Genomic DNA, 22,653 nt, shown 5'->3' on the forward strand with positions numbered 1-22,653 from the left:
ATTGTCGACTATATTGATTACTACAACAACAAACGAATTAAGGTAAAACTAAAAGGACTTAGTCCTGTACAATACAGAACTAAATCCTTTGATTAAATTAATTGTCTAACTTTTTGGGGTCAGTACAAATGAGCCTCTTTTCAGATTTAGTAAAGAGTAGATGGCAATCTATGCCATAGACTGCTTGAACTTTTATTTCCATTTATTACATTTCGAGTATAACAAAAAATCAGGCTAACCTGATTTTTATTTTTTCTTTTTATGGTAGTAAATTCTAAATCCTTGGATACTCGCAAAACTAGTAGCAATAGCTAAGGTAAAAGCAAATAAGGTGTTCATCTTGGTTGCCAAGAAAATAAAGCTAAACACAACCGTCAGCACACAGAAAACAGCGATATTTAAAAAATACAGCAATTCACTTAATTGAGGGGCGGGTTCAGTTTCAGGAGCGTAGTCCTGAATAGGGGATTCTTGGGTTTGTTTGGTTAATTCGATATAATCGAATTCTTCGTCATAGTGTCTTAAATTTCTTACGGGCATTTTCTCTCTCCTAACAGTACTCTATTATTCTATCATGAATTCAGCTTTATAAATGTTACAAAAATGTTACAAATTTTACAAAATGAATAAATTTTTCTAGAATATCGGATTTTTTGTTATAATGGATCTATGAAAAATATTATTATAACAGCAACAGCAGAGAGCGTTGAGCAAGCGCAAGCCTTGATTGATGCGGGGGTTGACCGGATCTATGTCGGCGAAAAAGACTATGGATTACGATTGCCTCAAACTTTAAGTTATGACGAAATAAATCGAATTTCACAACTGGTCCATGCTGCTGGCAAAGAATTGACAGTAGCTGTAAATGCACTGATGCACCAATCGATGATGGATTCAATCAAGCCATTCCTTGATTTTCTAAAGGAAATTCAGGCTGATTATGTTACTGTCGGAGATGCGGGCGTTTTTTATGTTTTGAAACGAGATGGCTATCCCTTCAAAACCATCTACGATGCTTCTACTATGGTAACCTCTAGTCGCCAGATCAATTTCTGGGGGAAACAAGCAGGAGCTTCTGAGGCTGTTTTGGCCCGTGAAATTCCGTCTGCTGAATTATTTGTGATGGCTGAGAATCTTCAAATCCCAGCAGAAGTATTGGTCTACGGTGCTAGCATTATTCACCATTCCAAGCGTCCTCTTCTTCAGAACTATTACAACTTCATCAAGACAGAGGAGTCTGTGACCAAAGATCGTGATTTGTTCCTAGCAGAACCGGGAGATCCAGATTCTCACTATTCGGTCTACGAAGACAAACATGGAACCCATATTTTTTCAAATAATGATTTGAACATGATGACCAAATTGTCAGAGTTGGTGGATCATGGATATGATCATTGGAAACTTGATGGGGTCTACTGTCCGGGTGAGAACTTTGTTAAGATTACAGAGTACTTTATCAAGGCGCGTGATTTGATTCAAAATGGAACCTTCACGCAAGATCAAGCTTATCTGTTTGATGAAGAGATTCGCAAATTGCATCCAGCTAATCGTGGCTTGGATACTGGTTTCTATGATTATGAACCAGATCGTGTAAAATAATAAATAAAGTAGTAGCTTCTTCGTTTGTGAGTTTTCCTTTTTCAGGGAACGAAGGAGCAATTCATCATATCGACAATCTTGTAAATTGGAGAAAAAATGACAAATACAAAAAAACGTCCAGAGGTCTTGGTACCTGCTGGAACCTTAGAAAAATTAAAAGTCGCCGTTAATTACGGAGCAGACGCTGTGTTCGTTGGTGGACAAGCCTATGGGTTGCGGAGCCGTGCCGGAAACTTTACTATGGATGAACTGCGCGAGGGAATTGAATACGCTCATGCACGTGGGGTCGATGTACACGTAGCTTCGAACATGGTAACTCACGAAGGAAATGAACAAGGAGCTGGTGAGTGGTTTCGTGAATTGCGGGATATGGGGCTCGATGCCGTGATCGTATCAGACCCGGCCTTGATTGAAATCTGTGCAACGAATGCACCTGGTCTCAATATCCACTTGTCTACGCAAGCTTCTGCGACTAATGTGGAGACCTTCCATTTCTGGAAAGAATATGGCTTGACCCGTGTCGTATTGGCTCGTGAGGTGTCCATGGAAGAGTTGGCTGAGATCCGTAAGCGTACCGATCTGGAGATCGAAGCCTTTGTTCATGGAGCCATGTGTATTTCCTATTCCGGACGTTGTACCCTTTCAAACCACATGTCAGATCGTGATGCCAACCGTGGTGGTTGTTCCCAATCTTGTCGGTGGAAATACGATCTCTATGATATGCCATTTGGTCAAGAGCGAAAAAGTGTTAAAGGCCAAGTACCAGAAGAATACTCAATGTCAGCTGTGGATATGTGCATGATTGAAAATATCCCGGACATGATTGACAATGGGGTTGATAGCTTAAAGATTGAAGGTCGGATGAAATCTGTCCATTATGTGTCAACGGTTGCCAACTGTTACAAGGCTGCCTGTGATGCTTATATGGAAAGTCCAGAGGCCTTTTATGCGATCAAGGAAGATTTGATTAATGAATTGTGGAAGGTTGCCCAACGTGAATTGGCGACTGGTTTCTACTACCAAACTCCTACAGAAAATGAGCAATTGTTTGGCGCTCGTCGAAAGATTCCTCAATATAAATTTGTAGGAGAAGTGGTTGATTTTGATCCATCTACCATGACTGCGACTATTCGACAGCGGAATGTCATCAATGAAGGCGACCAGGTGGAATTCTATGGACCAGGTTTCCGTCATTTTGAATGCCAGATCCAAGACTTGCATGACAAGGACGGAGTGAAGATTGATCGTGCACCAAATCCGATGGAACTCTTAACCATCACCGTCCCACAGGAAGTAAAACCAGGAGATATGATTCGTTCGTGCCAAGAAGGCTTGATCAATCTCTACTCCAAAGATGGGGCAAGTAAAACTGTTCGAGCATAAGAAAAAAGAGAGGGTTAAACCTCTCCTTTTTGTTGGGCGATGCGAATATTATTGGGAACCAAACTGATTTTCTGGATCTCAGAAATTCGGATAATGGTTGACATACTTTTCTTGAAATTTTTGACGATCAGTTGTCGGCGCTCTTGGTCAAACTTGACAATGTCACCCGTAAAACTTTTATTTGAAAAAATAACATGAACTCCTTGCTTTTTTCGCAATGCTTGTTGAATGATTTCAGTAATTCTTTCATCTTCTATTGGGGCAGGGGTGCTGACTTTTCCATTGAAAAACTCATTCGCTCGGTCTTTAACGATCTCGAGAAATTTTTTCATAGCTAAATTCTCCATAACTTGATACAATATATTATAGATAATTTCCACGATTTTGTAAATGATTTACGAATAATAGAGATGAGAAAGCAAGAAAGGAGTCGTAAAATGGCAGAATTTTCATTTGAAATTGAGGAGCATTTATTGATTTTGTCTGAAAATGACAAAGGGTGGACCAAAGAACTGAACCGTGTAAGTTTTAACGGTGCTCCTGCTAAGTATGATCTTCGCACCTGGAGTCCAGACCATACAAAGATGGGCAAAGGGATTACACTCACGAACGAAGAGTTCCAAGTCATGCTCGATGCATTTAAAAATTAAGAAAAGGGGTCTTTCAAGGACTTCTTTTTATTATAGTCTAAAACTATATAGATATCAAAGATATTAGATTATCTTAAACCCTTGTTTATCAAGTGTTAGACTGCTATAATGGTTGCATTGATGAATTAATGTAAAACTTATAGGAAAGAGGAACTAATATTGACACATACACATGCACCTTATCGCGTAGACCATGTTGGTTCATTTCTTCGTCCAGCTACTTTGGTTCAGGCTCGTGAAGATTTCGCAGCTGGAAAAATCAGTCAGGCTGACTTAACAAAAGTAGAGGATCAGGCGATTCGTGACCTCGTTGAAAAAGAAATTGCTGCTGGTCTAAAGTCAGTAACAGATGGAGAATTCCGCCGTGCTTATTGGCATTTGGATTTCTTCTGGGGCTTTGGAGGCATTGATCATGTCCAGGCGGCAGAGGGATATCATTTCCATGATGAAACGACCAAGGCGGACTCAGCTCTTGTCATTGGAAAGATCACGGGAGCCAATCATCCATTTGTAGAGCATTATAAGTTCTTGCGGGATCTTGTGGCAGATGTAGATGGTGTAGAGGCTAAATATACTATTCCAGCGCCAGCGCAATTTTATTTTGAACTGATTCGTGATGCCGAACATGTGGAGCAATTGAATACCATCTATCCTGATTTTGCGGCTGTTCGTGAAGACATCAAGCAAGCCTATCTTCAAGTGATTCAAGATTTGTATGATGCAGGACTTCGGACACTTCAAGTAGATGACTGTACGTGGGGTGTCTTGGTAGATGACAATTTCTTGACGGCTTGGGGAGCAGCTCAAGGTAAGTCAAAAGATGAGGTACGTCGGGAACTGGCTGATCTCTTCTTGACCTTTAACAACGATGTCTACCAAAATGTTCCAGCTGGTTTGACCGTCAATACGCACGTTTGTCGCGGAAACTTCCATTCGACTTGGGCTTCATCAGGAGGCTATGCGCCGATTGCTAAAGAACTCCTTGGAGAAGAAGCAGTTAATGCATACTTCCTTGAGTTTGACACCGATCGTGCCGGCGGTTTTGAACCACTTGCTGAAGTAACCCCTGGAAAAGGAGTCGTCTTAGGCCTCTTGACATCTAAGAGTGGTCAATTGGAGAACAAGGATGAGGTCATTGCTCGTATTAAAGAAGCGAGTCAGTATGTACCGTTGGAAAATCTTTATCTGTCTACCCAGTGTGGCTTTGCTTCGACAGAAGAAGGAAACATTTTGACAGAAGAAGATCAATGGAAAAAAATCGGCTTGATTAAAGAAATTGTCGCTGATGTTTGGGGCGAATAAGGAGGAAGAAACATGTCAGATTTACTAAGTATTTATAAAGAATTGCAAGCTAAAAAATGGGTGGACTTGAGTCACCAGATCAATGCGGAAAGTCCACACTTCCCAGCCCTTCCTGCTTTGCAACAAGAAGATCTCTTCACACTAAAAGATGGTTTCCATGTTCAAAAATTTACAGTGGTTGGTCAATACGGTACGCATATCGATGCACCAATTCACTTTGTAGAAGGTGGTCGTTGGTTAGATGAGATTGCCCTTAAAGATCTCCTCTTGCCACTCTATGTTATTGACAAGTCTAAAGAAGTTGCAGCCAATCCAAACTTTATCTTGAGCAAACAAGATATCTTAGACTTTGAAGCAGAGCATGGACAAATTGCAGAAGGGGCCTTTGTGGCCTTCCGTAGTGATTGGTCAAAACGTTGGCCTGATCAAGATGCTATGCGCAATCTTGATGAAAATGGGGTTCAACAAAGTCCAGGATGGAGCCGTGAAGCATTGGAATTCTTGATTCATGAACGTCATGTCAAAGCAGTGGGGCATGAAACCTTCGATACCGATGCAGGTATTCCAGCAGCAGAGCATGGCTTGGTCAATGAATACTACCTCTTGGAACAAAACATCTACCAAGTTGAAGTCTTGAACCACTTGGACCAAGTTCCAGCCGTTGGTGCCTTGATTTCGATTGCCTTCCCTCATTGGGACAAGGCAACTGGTTCACCTGTTCGTGCCATTGCCATCTTACCATAAGCGAAGAAAAAAGAGAGTGGGACAGAAATCGGTAATTCGTTAGAATTCGATTTCGTCGTCCCACCTCCGCACAGTTGAGTAGGGCTGTAAAAGCTGATGAAATCAGCGTAGTAGAGCCCACTCAACCACTGCGTCTTGCTCGACAATCCAAAAACAATTAAGAGGCTAGGACTTTTGTCCCAGCCTCTTATTTTTTATCTCATGGTTACGAATTCTTCTGATCCAGTTGGGTGAATGGCGACGGTTGCGTCGAAATCGGCTTTCGTCGCTCCCATCTTGATAGCAACGGCAAATCCTTGGATCATTTCGTCCACGCCATATCCAAGTCCATGGAGACCAACGACTTTTTCTTCTGGCCCCGCAGTGATGAGTTTAAATTTTGCCTGCTGGCGGTGTTGGGTAACGGCGGTATACATAGAAGCGAATTGAGAAGTATAGACTTTGATATTCTCTTTTCCATAAGTTTGCTGGGCTTCTTCCTCTGTTAAGCCAACGGTACCGATAGCAGGGTGAGAAAAGACAACTGTCGGGATACTTGTATAATCCATTTTGGCATCGACTTTTCCATTAAATAGTCTTTCAGAAAGGGTTCGCCCAGCCTTAATGGCCACTGGAGTCAACTCTTTTTCACCAGTGACATCACCAAGAGCATAGATGCCCGGAACAACGGTGTTTTGGTAATCATCTACTGCGATAAATCCCTTTTCATTTAAAGTAACACCTGCTGCTTCTAAATTCAGATCCTTGACGTTTGGTTTGCGTCCGGTTGCCCAGATGACATGTTCAGCTACATGGCTGGTCATATCTTCAAAGTATACCTTGACACGTCCGTCTATTAATTTTTCAAGCTTCATGGGAACCTTATGTTTGTGAAGTGGAAGGTTTTGTTTTTCCATTTCTTCCATTAAACCATCGGTAATATAGGAATCAAAACTACGTAAAACCCGATCTTTTCGGATGAAGAGGTCTGTTTGAACGCCTAAATGGTGGAGTACGCCGGCTAATTCTACCGCAATGTAGCCGGCCCCAATAATAGCAACAGACTTCGGAAGTTTCTCCCAAGCAAAGACATCATCAGATGTTTCGCCGAATTCTGCTCCAGGAACAGAAGGAATATGAGGATAGGCTCCAGTCGCAATCACGATATGCTTGGCCTGAATCGTTTCTCCATTGACCTCGATCGTATGAGCATCCAAAAAACGAGCACGACCTTCAATCAATTCGACTCCATTGCGTTTAAAACTACCATCATAAGAATTCCGAGTACGATCTATATAGGCTTCGCGATTTTTTCTTAAGGTTGCAAAATCAAATTTGGTCTGTTCAGAAGTAAAGCCATAGTCTGGCCCGTAATCACGAATGGCTTCTGCAATTTGTGCTCCGTACCACATAATCTTTTTAGGCACACATCCTCTGTTGACACAGGTGCCCCCCAATTGTTTTTCTTCGATGACAGCAGCGCGGGCTCCGTGTTCACCAGCCCGGTTCATCGTAGCGATACCTCCGCTACCTCCACCGATTGAAATAATATCAAATTCTTTCATGCTTTCCTCCTTGGTAAGACTTCAGTTTGATTGTAATACCAACTGTTACTAAAGTCAAGAGGTTAGCCTTTTACCAAGAATTTTAATTTCATTTGCTCGTGTTATTTTTAGATAGAAAAGAAAGGAAGTATGGTATACTATGGTATAGAATAAAACGCTTTCGTTGATGGAGAAAAACGATGAAGAAATTAAAAAAATGGCAACTATTTACAGCTGCTGGAGCAGCAATTGCAGTGATCGGAACAGGAAGTGTGATGATGTTTTCACGTCCGAGCTCTCCTGATCAAGCAGTGACGAATGAAACTCCAATGGTCCAAACGGTCAAGGATGGATCGATCGCCTCTTCAGTCTTGTTAACAGGAAAGGTTACCGCTAACCAAGAACAGTATGTCTATTTTGATGGAACAAAAGGAGACTTGCAATCGATTCTGGTCAATGTGGGAGATCAAGTGACGGCCGGTCAGCCGATCGTCCAGTACAGCAGTACAGAGGCCCAGACCGCTTACGATGCTGCCGTTCGAGCCGTCAATAAGGCCGATCGTCAGTTAAATGATTTGCTAACAAATGGTGTGACTATTGATACGACAGGAGATGAGGAGGCAGACGCTAAGTCAGCTTCCCAAACGCAACGAACCGTGGATTCGCAAGCTAGCGATCTACGTGATGCCAAGTCTGATGCGGTTGATAATATGAACAAGGCCAAGGCTCTTCTGGATGCAACAACCGTCAAGAGTAACACAGATGGCACTGTCGTTGAAGTCAATAAAGATGTTTCAAAATCAACTACAGGAACCAATCAAACTCTGGTTCATATTGTGAGCAATGGGAATTTACAAGTAAAAGGGGAATTGTCCGAATACAATTTGGCCAATATTTCTGAAGGTCAGGAAGTAGTCCTCACTTCCAAAGTTTATCCTGATAAAACTTGGACAGGAAAGATTTCGTATGTAGCCAACTATCCGACTGACGCGGCTCAAGCAGGTGCCAATGCAGCAGGTGGAACACAAGGAAGTGGGGGAGCCAAGTACCCATTCACAGTAGATATTACTAGTGACATTGGGGAACTCAAACAAGGCTTTTCTGTTAATATTGAGGTCAAAAGTTCCACTCAACATCCACTTGTTCCAGTAACAAGTGTTATGGCTGATGGAGAGACAAGCTACGTATGGACAGTTGAAAATGGCAAGGCTAAGAAAGTAACAGTGACTCTTGGAAATGCCGATGCTGAAAACCAGGAAATCTTGTCAGGCTTGAAGAAAGATGCCCAAGTCATCGTAAATCCTAGTGAGAAACTGGAAGATGGAAAAGAGATCGGTAAATATGACAAAATTGATTGAACTAAAAGGAATCAATAAAACCTATAAAAATGGGGACCAGGAACTTCGTGTCTTAAAAGATATCGATTTAGAAGTCGAAGAGGGCGAGTTTGTGGCTATTATGGGCCCATCTGGCTCAGGAAAATCAACCTTGATGAACGTCATTGGCTTGTTGGACAGGCCGACCAGTGGAGAATATTTCCTAGAAGGCCAGGAAGTCGGAAATCTCAGTGAGAAAAAATTAGCGCGTGTTCGAAATGAACAGATTGGTTTTGTCTTTCAACAATTCTTTCTTCTCTCCAAGCTCAATGCCTTTCAAAATGTAGAACTCCCTCTCATTTATGCAGGGGTTCATCCTGCTAAAAGAAAGGAATTAGCTGAGCAATATCTTGAAAAGGTAGAGCTTCATTCTCGCATGCACCATTTGCCTTCGGAACTTTCGGGTGGGCAAAAGCAGCGGGTTGCGATAGCTCGAGCTCTCGTCAATCAACCGGCCATTGTCTTGGCAGATGAACCGACTGGTGCCTTGGATACCAAGACGGGGGAACAAATTATGGACTTGTTAACCACATTGAACCAAGAAGGAAAAACCATTATTATGGTAACCCACGAACCAGAAATTGCAGCCTTTGCCAAGCGTCGCATCGTTATTCGTGATGGGGAAATCTCCTCAGATAGCAAGCTGGAAAGGAGGCCCTAATGCAAAATTGGAAATTTGCGATTAGCTCTATTATGAGCCATAAATTACGATCTTTCTTAACCATGGTGGGGATCATTATTGGGGTCGCTTCTGTGGTGGTGATCATGGCACTGGGAGATGGCATGAAGGCTGGTGTCACCAAGACCTTCACCAAAGATCAAGAGTATGTACAAATCTCCTATTCTCCCAATAAGAGTGGTTATGTGACAGGCATCAATATTGGTCCTTCTGACGATATGGGGGAGGGCGGTGGAGAAGGAGGCCCTGCTACTGAAGACCGAGGGATGGCTGCTCCATCAGATATCGATGGGGAAAATGCAGAAGATATTGACGGTCAAGTCCAAGAAACACCGCCAGTTGTGCAAGAATCCTGGGTCAAGGAATTAACCAAGATTCAAGGGATTGATGGCTACTATGTTGGCAACACGTCTAATGCAACGATTGCTTTTCAAAAGAAAAAGGCTGACGGGGTCAACATCCAAGGAGTTAATGAAACCTATTTTTCAGTTAAAAAGGTTGAACTCTTATCTGGACGGAAATTAACTCCTTCAGATTACAGTAATTTTTCACGGGTTGTACTCCTTGATGAAGGCTTGGCTCAACAATTATTTGGAACTGAGAATCCTCTAAATCAGGTAGTCTCTGTCGGAGATAACAACTATCGAGTTGTTGGTATTTTCAAGGATCCAAATGCAGGAACAGCCCTATATGGAGCAACCTCGGGTGGTAGCGCACTCATGGCCAATACTCAGCTGGCTTCTGAATTCGGAACGGATGAAATTCAAAATATTGTCGTCCATGTACCGGATGTGAAACAAATCAAATCCGTTGGGATTGAAGCTGCTCAAAAGCTAACAGAACTTTCAGGTGTTCGCCAAGGGGAATTCCAAATCTTTAATTTGGATAGTATCCTAGAGGAAACCAATAAAGTTGTAGGAATTATGACGACAGTCATCGGTGCTATTGCTGGGATTTCTCTCTTAGTTGGTGGTATTGGAGTTATGAATATCATGTTGGTTTCTGTCACTGAGCGGACGAGAGAAATTGGTCTTCGCAAAGCATTGGGAGCAACACGAAGTAAGATTTTGGTTCAATTTTTGATTGAGTCGATGGTCTTGACGATCATTGGTGGGCTCATTGGTCTCGGGCTTGCATATGGTGTGAATAGCTTGATTGCTTCAGTCGCTGCAGCGACCCTGGAAGGGCCACCAATTATTTCCTTAAATGTTGCGATTGGTAGTATTATTTTCTCTGCCTTTGTGGGGATTATCTTTGGGATTTTACCAGCCAACAAAGCTTCTAAATTAAACCCAATCGAAGCACTGCGTTATGAATAAAAAATAGGAGTGAGATAGGATGAATGATTCATCAACATCTACCTTGCTCCTTTTTCTATGTTCACGTAATAGAAAGCTCTAGCTCTTTTTTATTCATTATCTTTTGAAAGCCGAAACTGTATGAGGCCATCCATCAGTCTATCAGAATAGCTTTTGACTAGGGTGGAAGGGGGGACAGTCATTGCTCGCCTTATTTTTGTTTAATTGGTAATTATTAGTGAATTTCTGCTCTAAATATGATAAAATAGGGAAGAATAACTTAGGAGGTTCCAAATGACTACTGAACATATGGAAGAATTAAATGACCAGCAGATTGTCCGTCGTGAGAAAATGGCGGCCCTTCGTGAACAAGGAATCGACCCATTTGGAAAGCGATTCGAACGTACTGCAGATTCTGGTCAACTGAAAGAAAAATATTCAGAATTAGATAAAGAACAACTTCATGACTTGAACGAAACAGCCATTATTGCGGGTCGTCTTGTGACCAAACGTGGAAAAGGAAAGGTTGGTTTTGCCCACCTTCAAGACCGTGAAGGTCAAATCCAAATTTACGTTCGTAAAGACGCAGTTGGTGAAGAAAATTATGAAATTTTCAAAAAGGCTGACCTTGGAGATTTCCTCGGGGTAGAAGGAGAAGTGATGCGGACAGACATGGGTGAGCTTTCCATCAAAGCTACTCACATCACACACTTGTCTAAAGCTCTTCGTCCCTTGCCTGAAAAATTCCACGGACTTTCAGATGTAGAAACCATCTACCGCAAACGTTACTTGGATTTGATTTCTAACCGTGAAAGTTTCGAGCGCTTTGTCACTCGTTCAAAAATCATCTCAGAAATCCGTCGTTACTTGGATGGTCAAGGCTTCCTTGAAGTAGAAACTCCTGTCCTTCACAATGAAGCTGGTGGAGCATCTGCGCGTCCGTTTATCACTCACCACAATGCCCAAAACATTGACATGGTCCTTCGTATTGCGACCGAACTTCACTTGAAACGCCTGATTGTTGGTGGGATGGAACGCGTTTATGAGATTGGCCGTATCTTCCGTAACGAAGGAATGGATGCTACCCACAATCCAGAATTTACTTCCATCGAAGTCTACCAAGCCTATGCTGACTACCAAGACATTATGGACTTGACGGAAGGGATTATCCAACACGCTGCGAAAGCTATTCATGGGGATGGTCCTGTTAACTACCAAGGAACTGAAATCAAGATCAATGAACCATTCAAGCGTGTTCATATGGTGGATGCGATCAAGGAAATTGCTGGTGTTGACTTCTGGAAGGAAATGAGCTTTGAAGAAGCAGCAGCCCTTGCCAAAGAAAAACATGTGCCAGTTGAAAAACACTACACTGAAGTGGGTCATATCATCAATGCCTTCTTCGAAGAATATGTGGAAGAAACCTTGACACAACCAACCTTTGTCTATGGCCACCCTGTAGCTGTATCACCATTGGCTAAGAAGAATGACGAGGATCCTCGTTTCACAGATCGTTTTGAGCTCTTCATCATGACCAAGGAATATGCGAATGCCTTTACAGAATTGAACGATCCAATCGACCAATTGGAACGTTTCGAAGCTCAGGCACGCGCCAAAGAATTGGGAGACGACGAAGCAACTGGAATTGACTACGATTATGTAGAAGCTCTTGAATATGGTATGCCACCAACAGGAGGATTGGGAATCGGTATCGACCGTCTCTGCATGCTCCTTACTGATACGACTACTATCCGTGACGTATTGCTCTTCCCAACTATGAAATAAGCTAAAAGAAAACACTGATCTGATGATCAGTGTTTTTGAATGTATACAGACTATTGTTTTACATAAGACAACTAGATGATTTTCAAAAAATAACTTTTATTCTAAAACAATTATCTTGCAAACAGTGTTTTTTAGTCTTCCAAATAAGAGGTATCATTCCAAGTCTCTAAGTAAAAGTGCTCAAAATCATCTGTTGTCAAAATGGTCACACTGGCATTGTCGAGGCCACCGTTTTTACGGAGTTCCTCTGTTTTATAGCCAAGTAGGGTCCGAATAGAAGCGGTTAAATTGGCTCCATGGCCAACGATTAGAATGGCCTCGCCAGACTTGTCTTTTAAACTTTTGATAAAATTTCCGGTCCGCTGGGTGGTTTCTTCAACGGATTCTGCTCTGAAAATATCGTGGTGAAACTCAGCTAAATTATGACGAAAGGCCTTCATTTCCTCCGGATAGAGAGCCTTCAACTCCATAATTTTTCTACCTTCTAGGCTACCAAGCCGCCATTCCCGTAGAGCAGGAGTCTCTTGGAGGGAGATAGGATGTTGATTTTGCTCGAGAATGATTTGAGCAGTATGGACGGCTCTTGGCAAGTCGCTTGAATAAGCTGCGTCAAAGTATGTTTGAGATAGATGCTGGCCCAAGGCTTCCAACTGCTGGATGGAAGATTCTAACAGCGGGGAGTCGCCATTTGCCCCTTGAATACGTCCCTCTTCATTCCACTCAGTACGTCCGTGACGGACAAAATATAATTTCATATTGGTTTTATCCTTTACTCAACTAAGTCCTCGAAGCTAGCCTTGACAAAATCAGCTAAATCTTGCGCCTTGATTTGAATACTGTGACCAACTTCACCTGCAGAGACAATTATCTGATCTAGATCAAGGGCTGACTGGTCAATAAAAATAGGGTAGTTGTGTTTTTGTCGAATGCCAACAGGATTATTGGCTCCGTGAACATAGCCCGTCGTCTTTTCTAAGTCTTTTTGCGGAATCATACTAACTTTTTTATTGCCAGAGAGTTTGGCTAATTTTTTTTCTGATAAGTGGGCAGAGATGGGAACAATCCCGATGACAGGACCAGTTTTATCGCCTGTTAGGGCTAGTGTCTTATAGATTTGATCGGTCGTAATCCCATCTGGAATGATTCCCTCAAGGGCGTTGATTTGCAATCCTGTATGGTTGATTTTTGCTTTTTGCAGTATTTGTTCAACCAATGTTTTTTTCACTTTTTGTTTTTTTGCCATTACTTTCTCCCTTTCTATTTGTCTTTGCAAAATCAGATTTCACCTAAACCATTATATCATATAATAGAACTGATCTTGTTTTCCTCCTCAAAAATAGAAAACAGCAGAGAAGGCTTAGAGCACATAATCTGCTGTTTTGAGGCTATGAGGAAGAGCTATCTTTTTGTACCTTGAATAGTTTCCGATAAATCGCTTCTTGATCTTGCGTTGGAGCAATTTGGTTGAGATCCAAGTAGTGTGAAAATCCATTTAATTGCCCTTGAGAAGTATATTGATGCAAGTCGTATTCCGTATTGGTATCTGGTGCGGCATTATAGTAGCCATCATCAAATCCGTAGGTTGGAATCCAAAGAGCAGAAAATTTATCAGTGGAGATACTATGTTCTTCCATGAAGTAGGTTCCGATATAAATTCCAATATTTTTAGCTCCGAGGGCTTCTAATTTCGCTCGGAAAGCTTCAACTCCTGCATTCATATCCTTCATGGTTTTTTCCTCAACGTCTAACCAATAGTAGGTAGGTTTGTAAGGAGAAGCAGCTTTATAAAATTCCTCTGCTTCCTTCTCCATTTCTTTTTTATCCTTGGCTGCTACATAAGCATAGACAGCGACAGGGATATTTCGTTTTTGGAATTCTTGGATATGAGTTTTATATGATTTATCCAGACCATTGAGGTAGGTTGCCGCATTTTCTTTTTTGGCTTGGGCCCCACTATGGACACGAATGATTACACCTCCCACATTTTGAGAGAGGATATCGTAATCGATTTCGCTTGGCAATTGCCAACCCGAGATATCAATGATTGGGCGGCCAACCAATTCTGGATTAATGTCTTCTTCTTTTTTAGAAGAAGAACTTGCAGTGGTTGTCTTTTTAGATGTATTGGAGTTCGGAATAGTTTTGGTTGTTTCTTGTCGTTCTCTAGCTTGAAGATCGGCAATCGTTCTTGAAAGAACGAGGAAAGAAATGATACCGATAAAAAAGGCCAAGAGAACAACGGGTTTTATCCTTTTTCTCATACAGAATCATTTTACCGTAAAAAAAACGAAAAGGCAAAACTTAATGCTTAAAGATGCTGATTTAAGCTATTATTTTCAAAAAATAGGAATCTTTTCCTCCAAAAAGGATAAAAATATATGAAAATAAGAAGAATCATTCGAATATCTAGTAAAAAAAGTGAAGAAGCCGAATCTTTTCCGGCCTTTCCTTGGTTTTGGACCTTAAAAATGATATAATGAAGGTTGAATATCAGCAATATGGTGAACTATGAAAATTGAAAAAAGACATCTATTAAATTATTCCATTCTCATTCCTTATTTGATTTTATCCATTATTGGTTTGATTGTGGTCTATTCTACAACCAGTGCCTTGGCGATTCAAAATGGAGTGAGTTCTATTCGGATGGTGCGGACCCAGGGCCTCTTTTTTATCCTTAGCCTCTTGACCATCGCATTAATTTATAAGTTTAGCTTAAACTTCTTGCGAAATAAAAAAGTATTGGCTTTTGTCATCTTCATTGAAGTGATTTTATTAATTCTGTCCAGATTTATTACGGATACGGTCAATGGGGCACATGGTTGGTTAACGATCCCTGGGGGCTTCAGCATCCAGCCAGCCGAATACCTCAAGGTTATTTTAGTCTGGTATTTGGCCTTGATATTTTCTAAACGACAAGATGAGATCCGTGATTATGATTACCAGGCCTTGACCCACAATGAATGGATTCCAAGGAATTTAAACGATTGGCGTTGGTTGACCATGATCCTTATTGGAATCGTTGTGATCATGCCGGATTTGGGAAATGCGACGATCTTGGCCTTGACCGTCTTAGTCATGGTTACTGTTAGTGGAGTGGGCTATCGTTGGTTCACCTCCTTACTTGGTATAGTCATTGGAGCAGCTACCTTGGTCCTTGGATCTATTTGGATAATTGGTGTAGACCGTGTCGCTAAAATCCCTGTCTTTGGTTATGTGGCAAAACGCTTTAGTGCCTTCTTTAACCCCTTTAATGATTTGTCAGGTGCGGGCCACCAATTGGCTAATTCCTATTATGCGATGAGTAATGGTGGTTGGTTTGGATTGGGGCTTGGTAATTCTATTGAGAAACAAGGTTATTTACCAGAAGCTCATACGGATTTTGTATTTGCGATTGTGATTGAAGAATTAGGTTTTGTTGGAGCTAGCTTGATTCTCGCTCTCTTATTCTTTTTAATTCTTCGCATCATTTTAGTCGGTATTCGAGCAAAGAATCCATTCAATTCTATGATGGCCATTGGTATCGGAGGCATGATTCTGGTGCAAACCTTCATTAATATTGGAGGTATTTCTGGTTTGATTCCATCTACTGGAGTAACCTTCCCCTTCTTATCCCAAGGGGGAAACAGTTTATGGGTCCTATCAGTTGCGATTGCTTTTGTCTTAAATATTGATGCCAGTGAAAAACGAGCGAAGATGGAACAGGATGGTATGGTTTTTGAAGAAAAAGGTAAAATCAAACCGTATTACTAAAAGCTAAGAGACAATTGTTTAATGAGGATTCAAAAAGGAGAAAAAATGGTCTTACAAAAATTAGAGAACTATAGAAATAAAGATATTGTCAAAGAAGAAGCCGAAATTTTAACCGACTTATTAGATGATATTACCAAGAATTTGGTTCGTCCGGAAACTTTTGAAAAAATTTCACAATTGAAGGATCTATCCAAAACAAAGAATTATCAAGAGTTAAACCAATTAGTGGAACAACTGACCAATGAGGAAATGACAGTAATTTCGCGTTATTTTGCGATTTTGCCACTCTTGATCAATATTTCTGAAGATGTCGATTTAGCTTATGAAATCAATCATCTCAATAATGTCAATGGCGAGTATCTAGGGAAGCTATCTTCAACTATTCAAGAGGTTGCGAAACAAGAAGATGCACAAGAAATTCTTGAAAATCTTAATATTGTGCCTGTTTTAACAGCTCACCCAACTCAAGTACAAAGAAAAACCATGTTGGATCTAACTAATCATATCCACGCCCTGCTTCGCCAGCATCGGGATGTTAAAGCAGGATTGATTAATGAGGATAAATGGTATAGCAACCTTCGCTGTAATATTGAGATCATGATGCAAACGGATATGATCCGTGATAAAAAATTGAAGGTGACCAATGAGATCACCAATGTCATGGAGTATTACAATAGTTCTTTCTTACAAGCTGTTCCAAATCTGATGTTGGAGTACAAACGCCTAGCAAAAGAACATGGTGTTGAACTCCAACAACCACGTCCAATTACAATGGGCATGTGGATTGGAGGAGACCGGGATGGAAATCCTTTTGTAACGGCTGATACTTTGAAACGGTCAGCCACTATTCAAAGTGAAGTCATTTTGAACTATTACATTGAAAAGATTTCTAAATTATACCGTCACTTCTCACTTTCAACTAGTCTTTCGAAAACAAGTGAAGCAGTGGCTGAAATGGCTGCCCTATCAAGTGATACATCCGTTTTTCGTGAAAAAGAACCCTACCGTCGTGCCTTCCACTATATCCAATCAAAATTGATCCAAACTTTGGTCAACTTAAAAGAGTGGACCATGATTGGAGAAACAAGAGAAGATCGTTATGCGGTAGAGAGACTATTGGGAGCAAGCGCTCATCAACAAGGGCCAGTGTCCGATTATATCGGTAATCGTATCTCTGGAGCTTTAAAGGAAATTTCTGCAAAAGAGTCTCCTGCATATGCATCTGCTCAAGAATTTAAAGAAGATCTTGAAAAGATCAAAAACTCCTTATTGGAAAATAAATCAGAGTATTTAATTTCTGGTGAATTTGCAGAACTTCTAGAGGCGATTGATGTCTTTGGTTTCTATCTTGCATCCATTGATATGCGTCAAGATTCCAGTGTCCATGAAGCCTGTGTGGCTGAATTATTGAAATCTGCTGGGATCAATGACCATTATTCAGATTTGTCTGAAGATGAGAAGTGTCAGGTTCTCTTGAAGGAACTCTTGGAAGATCCACGGATTTTATCAGCTACCCATGTCGAAAAGTCTGACTTACTTGAAAAGGAATTGGCGATTTTCCAAACGGCGCGTGAATTGAAAGACCGTTTGGGAGAAGAAGTCATCCGTCAAAATATCATTTCCCATGCAACAAGTGTATCAGACATGTTGGAATTGGCCGTGATGTTAAAAGAAGTGGGCTTAATCGATACTGAAAAAGCACGTGTACAAATTGTCCCTTTGTTTGAAACGATTGAAGACTTAGATCATTCGGAAGAAACCATGAGAAGTTACTTGTCTCTTCCTATTGCTAAACGTTGGATTGCTTCAAAACATAATTACCAAGAAATTATGTTAGGCTACTCGGATTCCAACAAAGATGGTGGATACTTGTCTTCTTGTTGGACCCTCTTTAAAGCGCAACAACAATTGACCGCTATCGGGGATGAGTTTGGCGTGAAGATCACCTTCTTCCATGGCCGTGGAGGAACGGTTGGTCGTGGTGGTGGCCCTACTTATGAAGCCATCACTTCTCAACCATTGAAATCGATTAATGACCGTATCCGTCTAACTGAGCAAGGGGAAGTGATTGGTAATAAATACGGAAATAAGGATGCAGCCTACTACAACCTTGAGATGCTTGTTTCTGCAACTATTAACCGCATGATTTCAGAACAAAAGAGCCCTCTCTCCATGTTTGATCGCTTCGGGGAAGTCATGGATAAAGTGGTCGATCGCAGTTACGATATCTACCGTGATTTGGTCTTCGGGAACGAGCATTTCTATGATTACTTCTTTGAATCCAGTCCGATTAAAGCCATCTCTAGCTTTAATATTGGTTCCCGTCCAGCTGCTCGTAAGACCATTACAGAAATTGGTGGCTTGCGTGCGATTCCTTGGGTCTTCTCTTGGTCACAAAGTCGGGTGATGTTCCCAGGTTGGTACGGAGTGGGGTCTAGCTTTAAAGAATTCATTGATGAGGATCCTGAAAACATCGAAACCCTTCGCTACATGTATAAAAACTGGCCATTCTTCCAGTCCCTTTTGTCCAATGTAGACATGGTCTTGTCAAAAGCGAATATGGATATCGCCTTTGAATACGCTCAATTATGTGAGGAAGAAGAAGTCCGTAATATCTATCAAATTATTTTGCATGAGTGGCAATTGACCAAGGATATCATCCTAATGATTGAGGAACAAGAAGAGTTGCTTGCGGAAAATACCTATCTGAAAGAAAGTTTGGACTATCGGATGCCGTACTTTAACGTCTTGAACTATATCCAGTTAGAATTGATTCGCCGTCAACGAACTGGTCAATTACCGGCTGATCAGGACAAGCTAATCCATATTACCATCAATGGGGTGGCTACAGGACTACGAAATTCAGGTTAAAAAAATCGGAACCCTTGTTCCGATTTTTTTATTCAGAATCAGAAGAAATAGGGGATTTAACGGGAGATTTTTCAAAGCTGGATCAAGATCTTTCTGCCAGATGGAAAAATAAAAGATAAGAATAGGAATAATTAAGAAAATATAGGTAAAAGGCTTGCAATTTCATCTAAAATTAGATAGAATAGTAAGGAAAGTTAGACTGTATTGCCTACTGTCTATCTATAAAATATATTTTATTGGAGGCTTTTACTCAAATGGCAAAAGAAAAATACGATCGTAGTAAACCACACGTTAACATTGGTACTATCGGACACGTTGACCACGGTAAAACTACCCTAACTGCAGCTATCACAACTGTTTTGGCACGTCGCTTGCCTTCAGCAGTTAACCAACCTAAAGACTATGCGTCTATCGATGCTGCTCCAGAAGAACGCGAACGCGGTATCACTATCAACACTGCGCACGTTGAGTACGAAACTGAAAAACGTCACTACGCTCACATTGACGCTCCAGGACACGCGGACTACGTTAAAAACATGATCACTGGTGCCGCTCAAATGGACGGAGCTATCCTTGTAGTAGCTTCTACTGACGGACCAATGCCACAAACTCGTGAGCACATCCTTCTTTCACGTCAGGTTGGTGTTAAACACTTGATCGTCTTCATGAATAAAGTTGACTTGGTTGACGATGAAGAATTGCTTGAGTTGGTTGAAATGGAAATCCGTGACCTTCTTTCAGAATACGATTTCCCAGGTGATGACCTTCCAGTTATCCAAGGTTCAGCTCTTAAAGCTCTTGAAGGTGATTCTAAATACGAAGACATCATCATGGACTTGATGAACACTGTTGATGAGTATATCCCAGAACCAGAACGCGATACTGACAAACCATTGCTTCTTCCAGTCGAAGACGTATTCTCAATCACTGGACGTGGTACTGTAGCATCAGGACGTATCGACCGTGGTATCGTTAAAGTCAACGACGAAATCGAAATCGTTGGTATTAAAGAAGAAATCCAAAAAGCGGTTGTTACTGGTGTTGAAATGTTCCGTAAACAACTTGACGAAGGTCTTGCAGGGGACAACGTTGGTGTGCTTCTTCGTGGTATCCAACGTGATGAAATCGAACGTGGACAAGTTATCGCTAAACCAGGTTCAATCAACCCACACACTAAATTTAAAGGTGAAGTTTACATCCTTACTAAAGAAGAAGGTGGACGTCATACTCCATTCTTCAACAACTACCGTCCACAGTTCTACTTCCGTACAACTGACGTAACTGGATCTATCGAACTTCCAGCAGGAACTGAAATGGTAATGCCTGGTGATAACGTGACTATCGACGTTGAGTTGATCCACCCAATCGCCGTTGAACAAGGTACTACATTCTCAATCCGTGAAGGTGGACGTACTGTTGGTTCAGGTATGGTTACTGAAATCGAAGCTTAATTCGATCTAGTTCCCAGATTAACAATTATATAGACAGACAGAAAACCCCGTGAAGACGGGGTTTTTATTTTGGTAAAAAGTAAAATGAGCTTGTGCAACCTTTCATTATGACGAAAATTATGGTAGAATAGGTAGTATAAAATTAGAAAAACGAGGTATGTGAAATGTCACGTAAACCATTTATCGCTGGTAACTGGAAAATGAACAAAAATCCAGAAGAAGCAAAAGCATTTGTTGAAGCAGTAGCATCAAAACTTCCTTCATCTGATCTTGTTGAAGCTGGGATTGCAGCTTCTGCACTTGACTTGACAACTGTTCTTGCTGCAGCTAAAGGTTCAAACCTTAAAGTTGCTGCTCAAAACTGCTACTTTGAAAACGCTGGTGCCTTCACTGGTGAAACTAGCCCACAAGTTTTGAAAGAAATCGGTACGGACTACGTGGTAATCGGTCACTCAGAACGTCGTGACTACTTCCACGAAACAGACGAAGACATCAACAAAAAAGCAAAAGCTATCTTTGCTAATGGTTTGCTTCCAATCATCTGTTGTGGTGAAAGTCTTGAAACTTACGAAGCTGGTAAAGCTGCTGAATTCGTAGGTGCTCAAGTATCTGCTGCTTTGGCTGGTTTGACTCCTGAGCAAGTAGCTGCATCCGTTATCGCTTATGAGCCAATCTGGGCGATCGGTACTGGTAAATCTGCATCACAAGACGACGCACAAAAAATGTGTAAAGTGGTCCGTGACGTTGTAGCTGCTGACTTCGGTCAAGAAGTAGCTGACAAAGTACGTGTCCAATACGGTGGTTCAGTGAAACCTGAAAATGTTGCAGAATACATGGCTTGTCCAGACGTTGATGGAGCTCTTGTTGGTGGTGCATCACTTGATCCAGAAAGCTTCTTGGCATTGTTGAACTTCGTAAACTAATCGAACATAAATAAGACGAGATATTTCTCGTCTTTTTTTATCTTTAAAAAAACCAGCTAGTAAGCTGGCTTTTGTTTTCTTATGAGCGTCCTAAGATTCGTTTGATCAAGGACAAGGCTTTGAATTTCAGAGGATTTGGGTAATAACGGAAGGTTCCCATCTTACGAACGATATAGCCATTGAAGTTTTGTTTAAAACGAAGAACACCGTCTGAGCCGTCAAAAATTCCTTGAATACCTAGGAAATTATATCTTGGAATGCCACGTTTAATTGTTTCAAGCATCATGTATTCCTGGAGCACAGCAGGAGCATAGAACTTATTAAATTCTGTATAAGAGCCACTGAATAAATAGGTAGATTCTTGCGGCATATAGACAAAGAGGCTACCTGCAAGGATGACATCTTGGTCACCATATTTTTCAATATATTCTTTGGCTTCTTTCTTTCTCACCTCAAAGGTCTCAAACTGACTAGAAAATTCACGAAGTTGATTTTGTTTTTTCTCTGAATGTGGATTGACTTCAAGATCCTTCTGTAATTTCTCAATCTTCTGAGCTAGTTTGCCTTGGTCTTTTTCAAGATTGGTGTAGTAATCGTGGAAATTCAGAGTAGCAAGCATGAAATCCGCTTTGTCCCCAAAACTATCGTAGAAGGTTTGGTAATAATCCAAAGTTTTATCCAGATAGTCTCGACGGTCACTGGTAGAAGAAGTGATATCCTTGAAAAGTTGCAGTTCATCTCGATTTAATCGTTTCAGTTTCATCCCGAAAGATTTCGCTTTCTTCACAAGTGGCTTTCCTTTTTTGCTAAAACTCTTGAGAAGATCTTTTTCGGTGATGCCTTCCATATCTTTTACATAGTGCCAATCAGGCTCTCCACCAGGATATCCCGTTTGTAATCCGTCAAAGGAATAGCCGATATGGGTCAATTCGTTAATATAGTCTTGGTTAGGTTCTGAAATTGGATTACCATCACTATTGAAGGTTTGATAAGTATCGTAGGGTTTGATAATCAATTCTAGAGCCCCTTGGTTCTTGGCATAGTCCTGCAAAGACTGATAGAAATCCTGAAGATGGGAACGATCAGTAATAACTGGGCCACAGTTAACTTCTATGTGAAATCCGCCTGTCATAGGAATTGAATATAGGAGGGCAGAGATGGTAATTTGAGTTCCTGTTTTCCAACCGACATACTGGATCTTAAAGCCTCTTTTCTCAAGAAGGCTAGCCATTTCAGGTGTCTGCATAAAGGAACGATAGGAGGCGCTATTAGCATGGCTAGCGAACTCTTTTTGGGTCAGAATAGCGAAAGTCATCGGT

At 41.2% G+C, this 22,653-nt stretch carries 21 protein-coding genes; 14 read left to right on the forward strand and 7 right to left on the reverse strand.

The genetic code is table 11. The features are described from left to right. Positions 1-96 (forward strand): IS3 family transposase (locus QM968_RS06140; protein ID WP_164978895.1); only part of this gene is annotated, 96 nt, incomplete at its 5' end. A gap of 150 nt (positions 97-246) precedes the next feature. Here QM968_RS06140 and QM968_RS06145 read toward each other — a convergent pair. Next, positions 247-540, reverse strand: a complete 294-nt coding sequence (locus QM968_RS06145) for a DUF3270 family protein (RefSeq protein WP_414382991.1) — start codon at positions 538-540, stop codon at positions 247-249. Positions 541-669: 129 nt separating this feature from the next. Between QM968_RS06145 and QM968_RS06150 the strand changes: the two genes are divergently transcribed. Then, on the forward strand, positions 670-1,599 hold the full coding sequence (locus tag QM968_RS06150; RefSeq protein WP_009731398.1) for a peptidase U32 family protein: 930 nt from the start codon (positions 670-672) through the stop codon (positions 1,597-1,599). Positions 1,600-1,695: 96 nt separating this feature from the next. Beyond that, entirely contained in the window at positions 1,696-2,982 is a 1,287-nt protein-coding gene (locus QM968_RS06155) for a peptidase U32 family protein (protein WP_009731397.1), read from the forward strand. A 14-nt stretch (positions 2,983-2,996) separates the two neighbouring features. On the opposite strand, the gene QM968_RS06160 is transcribed toward QM968_RS06155, so the two are convergent. Beyond that, positions 2,997-3,329, reverse strand: coding sequence for a hypothetical protein (locus QM968_RS06160; RefSeq protein ID WP_037613912.1), 333 nt, complete (start codon positions 3,327-3,329; stop codon positions 2,997-2,999). A 90-nt stretch (positions 3,330-3,419) separates the two neighbouring features. Between QM968_RS06160 and QM968_RS06165 the strand changes: the two genes are divergently transcribed. The 3 genes from QM968_RS06165 to QM968_RS06175 all read left to right on the forward strand — a co-directional run bounded on the left by QM968_RS06165 (position 3,420) and on the right by QM968_RS06175 (position 5,678). Beyond that, positions 3,420-3,632, forward strand: coding sequence for a YdbC family protein (locus tag QM968_RS06165; RefSeq protein ID WP_009731395.1), 213 nt, complete (start codon positions 3,420-3,422; stop codon positions 3,630-3,632). Between the two features lie 159 nt (positions 3,633-3,791). Further along, on the forward strand, positions 3,792-4,934 hold the full coding sequence (locus tag QM968_RS06170) for a 5-methyltetrahydropteroyltriglutamate--homocysteine S-methyltransferase (protein ID WP_414382993.1): 1,143 nt from the start codon (positions 3,792-3,794) through the stop codon (positions 4,932-4,934). 12 nt (positions 4,935-4,946) lie between these two features. Continuing rightward, entirely contained in the window at positions 4,947-5,678 is a 732-nt protein-coding gene (locus QM968_RS06175; protein ID WP_009731393.1) for a cyclase family protein, read from the forward strand. A gap of 194 nt (positions 5,679-5,872) precedes the next feature. On the opposite strand, the gene gorA is transcribed toward QM968_RS06175, so the two are convergent. Then, positions 5,873-7,222: a glutathione-disulfide reductase gene (gene gorA / locus QM968_RS06180; RefSeq protein WP_414382995.1), complete on the reverse strand. Its 1,350-nt coding sequence runs from the start codon at positions 7,220-7,222 to the stop codon at positions 5,873-5,875. A gap of 179 nt (positions 7,223-7,401) precedes the next feature. Between gorA and QM968_RS06185 the strand changes: the two genes are divergently transcribed. The 4 genes from QM968_RS06185 to lysS all read left to right on the forward strand — a co-directional run bounded on the left by QM968_RS06185 (position 7,402) and on the right by lysS (position 12,339). After that, on the forward strand, positions 7,402-8,559 hold the full coding sequence (locus tag QM968_RS06185; RefSeq protein ID WP_009731391.1) for an efflux RND transporter periplasmic adaptor subunit: 1,158 nt from the start codon (positions 7,402-7,404) through the stop codon (positions 8,557-8,559). Then, complete coding sequence (locus QM968_RS06190; RefSeq protein WP_414382997.1) at positions 8,543-9,238, forward strand: ABC transporter ATP-binding protein; 696 nt, start codon at positions 8,543-8,545, stop codon at positions 9,236-9,238. Before QM968_RS06185 ends, QM968_RS06190 begins: the two co-directional genes overlap by 17 nt. Continuing rightward, a complete protein-coding gene (locus QM968_RS06195; protein ID WP_414382999.1) occupies positions 9,238-10,575 on the forward strand; it encodes an ABC transporter permease in 1,338 nt (445 codons plus the stop codon). The genes QM968_RS06190 and QM968_RS06195 overlap by 1 nt, the downstream gene beginning before the upstream one ends. Before the next feature lie 273 nt (positions 10,576-10,848). After that, the gene (gene lysS / locus QM968_RS06200) at positions 10,849-12,339 is read left to right on the forward strand and encodes a lysine--tRNA ligase (RefSeq protein WP_414383001.1); all 1,491 of its coding nucleotides are present in this window, start codon (positions 10,849-10,851) and stop codon (positions 12,337-12,339) included. Between the two features lie 131 nt (positions 12,340-12,470). Here the strand turns inward: lysS and QM968_RS06205 are convergent, their stop codons facing one another. The 3 genes from QM968_RS06205 to QM968_RS06215 all read right to left on the reverse strand — a co-directional run bounded on the left by QM968_RS06205 (position 12,471) and on the right by QM968_RS06215 (position 14,600). Further along, positions 12,471-13,094: a histidine phosphatase family protein gene (locus QM968_RS06205; RefSeq protein ID WP_414383003.1), complete on the reverse strand. Its 624-nt coding sequence runs from the start codon at positions 13,092-13,094 to the stop codon at positions 12,471-12,473. Between the two features lie 14 nt (positions 13,095-13,108). After that, entirely contained in the window at positions 13,109-13,582 is a 474-nt protein-coding gene (locus QM968_RS06210; RefSeq protein ID WP_009731386.1) for an aminoacyl-tRNA deacylase, read from the reverse strand. A 142-nt stretch (positions 13,583-13,724) separates the two neighbouring features. Next, a complete protein-coding gene (locus QM968_RS06215; protein ID WP_009731385.1) occupies positions 13,725-14,600 on the reverse strand; it encodes a GH25 family lysozyme in 876 nt (291 codons plus the stop codon). A gap of 247 nt (positions 14,601-14,847) precedes the next feature. On the opposite strand from QM968_RS06215, the gene ftsW reads away from it, so the two are divergent. The 4 genes from ftsW to tpiA all read left to right on the forward strand — a co-directional run bounded on the left by ftsW (position 14,848) and on the right by tpiA (position 21,334). Next, positions 14,848-16,089, forward strand: a complete 1,242-nt coding sequence (ftsW, locus tag QM968_RS06220) for a cell division peptidoglycan polymerase FtsW (protein ID WP_009731384.1) — start codon at positions 14,848-14,850, stop codon at positions 16,087-16,089. 45 nt (positions 16,090-16,134) lie between these two features. Further along, positions 16,135-18,960: a phosphoenolpyruvate carboxylase gene (gene ppc, locus QM968_RS06225; protein WP_009731383.1), complete on the forward strand. Its 2,826-nt coding sequence runs from the start codon at positions 16,135-16,137 to the stop codon at positions 18,958-18,960. Between the two features lie 254 nt (positions 18,961-19,214). Beyond that, entirely contained in the window at positions 19,215-20,411 is a 1,197-nt protein-coding gene (gene tuf, locus QM968_RS06230; protein ID WP_009731382.1) for an elongation factor Tu, read from the forward strand. Between the two features lie 164 nt (positions 20,412-20,575). Next, complete coding sequence (gene tpiA / locus QM968_RS06235; RefSeq protein ID WP_414383006.1) at positions 20,576-21,334, forward strand: triose-phosphate isomerase; 759 nt, start codon at positions 20,576-20,578, stop codon at positions 21,332-21,334. Positions 21,335-21,413: 79 nt separating this feature from the next. Here the strand turns inward: tpiA and QM968_RS06240 are convergent, their stop codons facing one another. Then, complete coding sequence (locus tag QM968_RS06240) at positions 21,414-22,649, reverse strand: aminoacyltransferase (RefSeq protein WP_414383008.1); 1,236 nt, start codon at positions 22,647-22,649, stop codon at positions 21,414-21,416. Positions 22,650-22,653 lie beyond the last annotated feature (4 nt).

The sequence above is a fragment of the Streptococcus sp. OMI870 genome (assembly GCF_047460295.1).
Taxonomy (GTDB): Bacteria; Bacillota; Bacilli; order Lactobacillales; family Streptococcaceae; genus Streptococcus.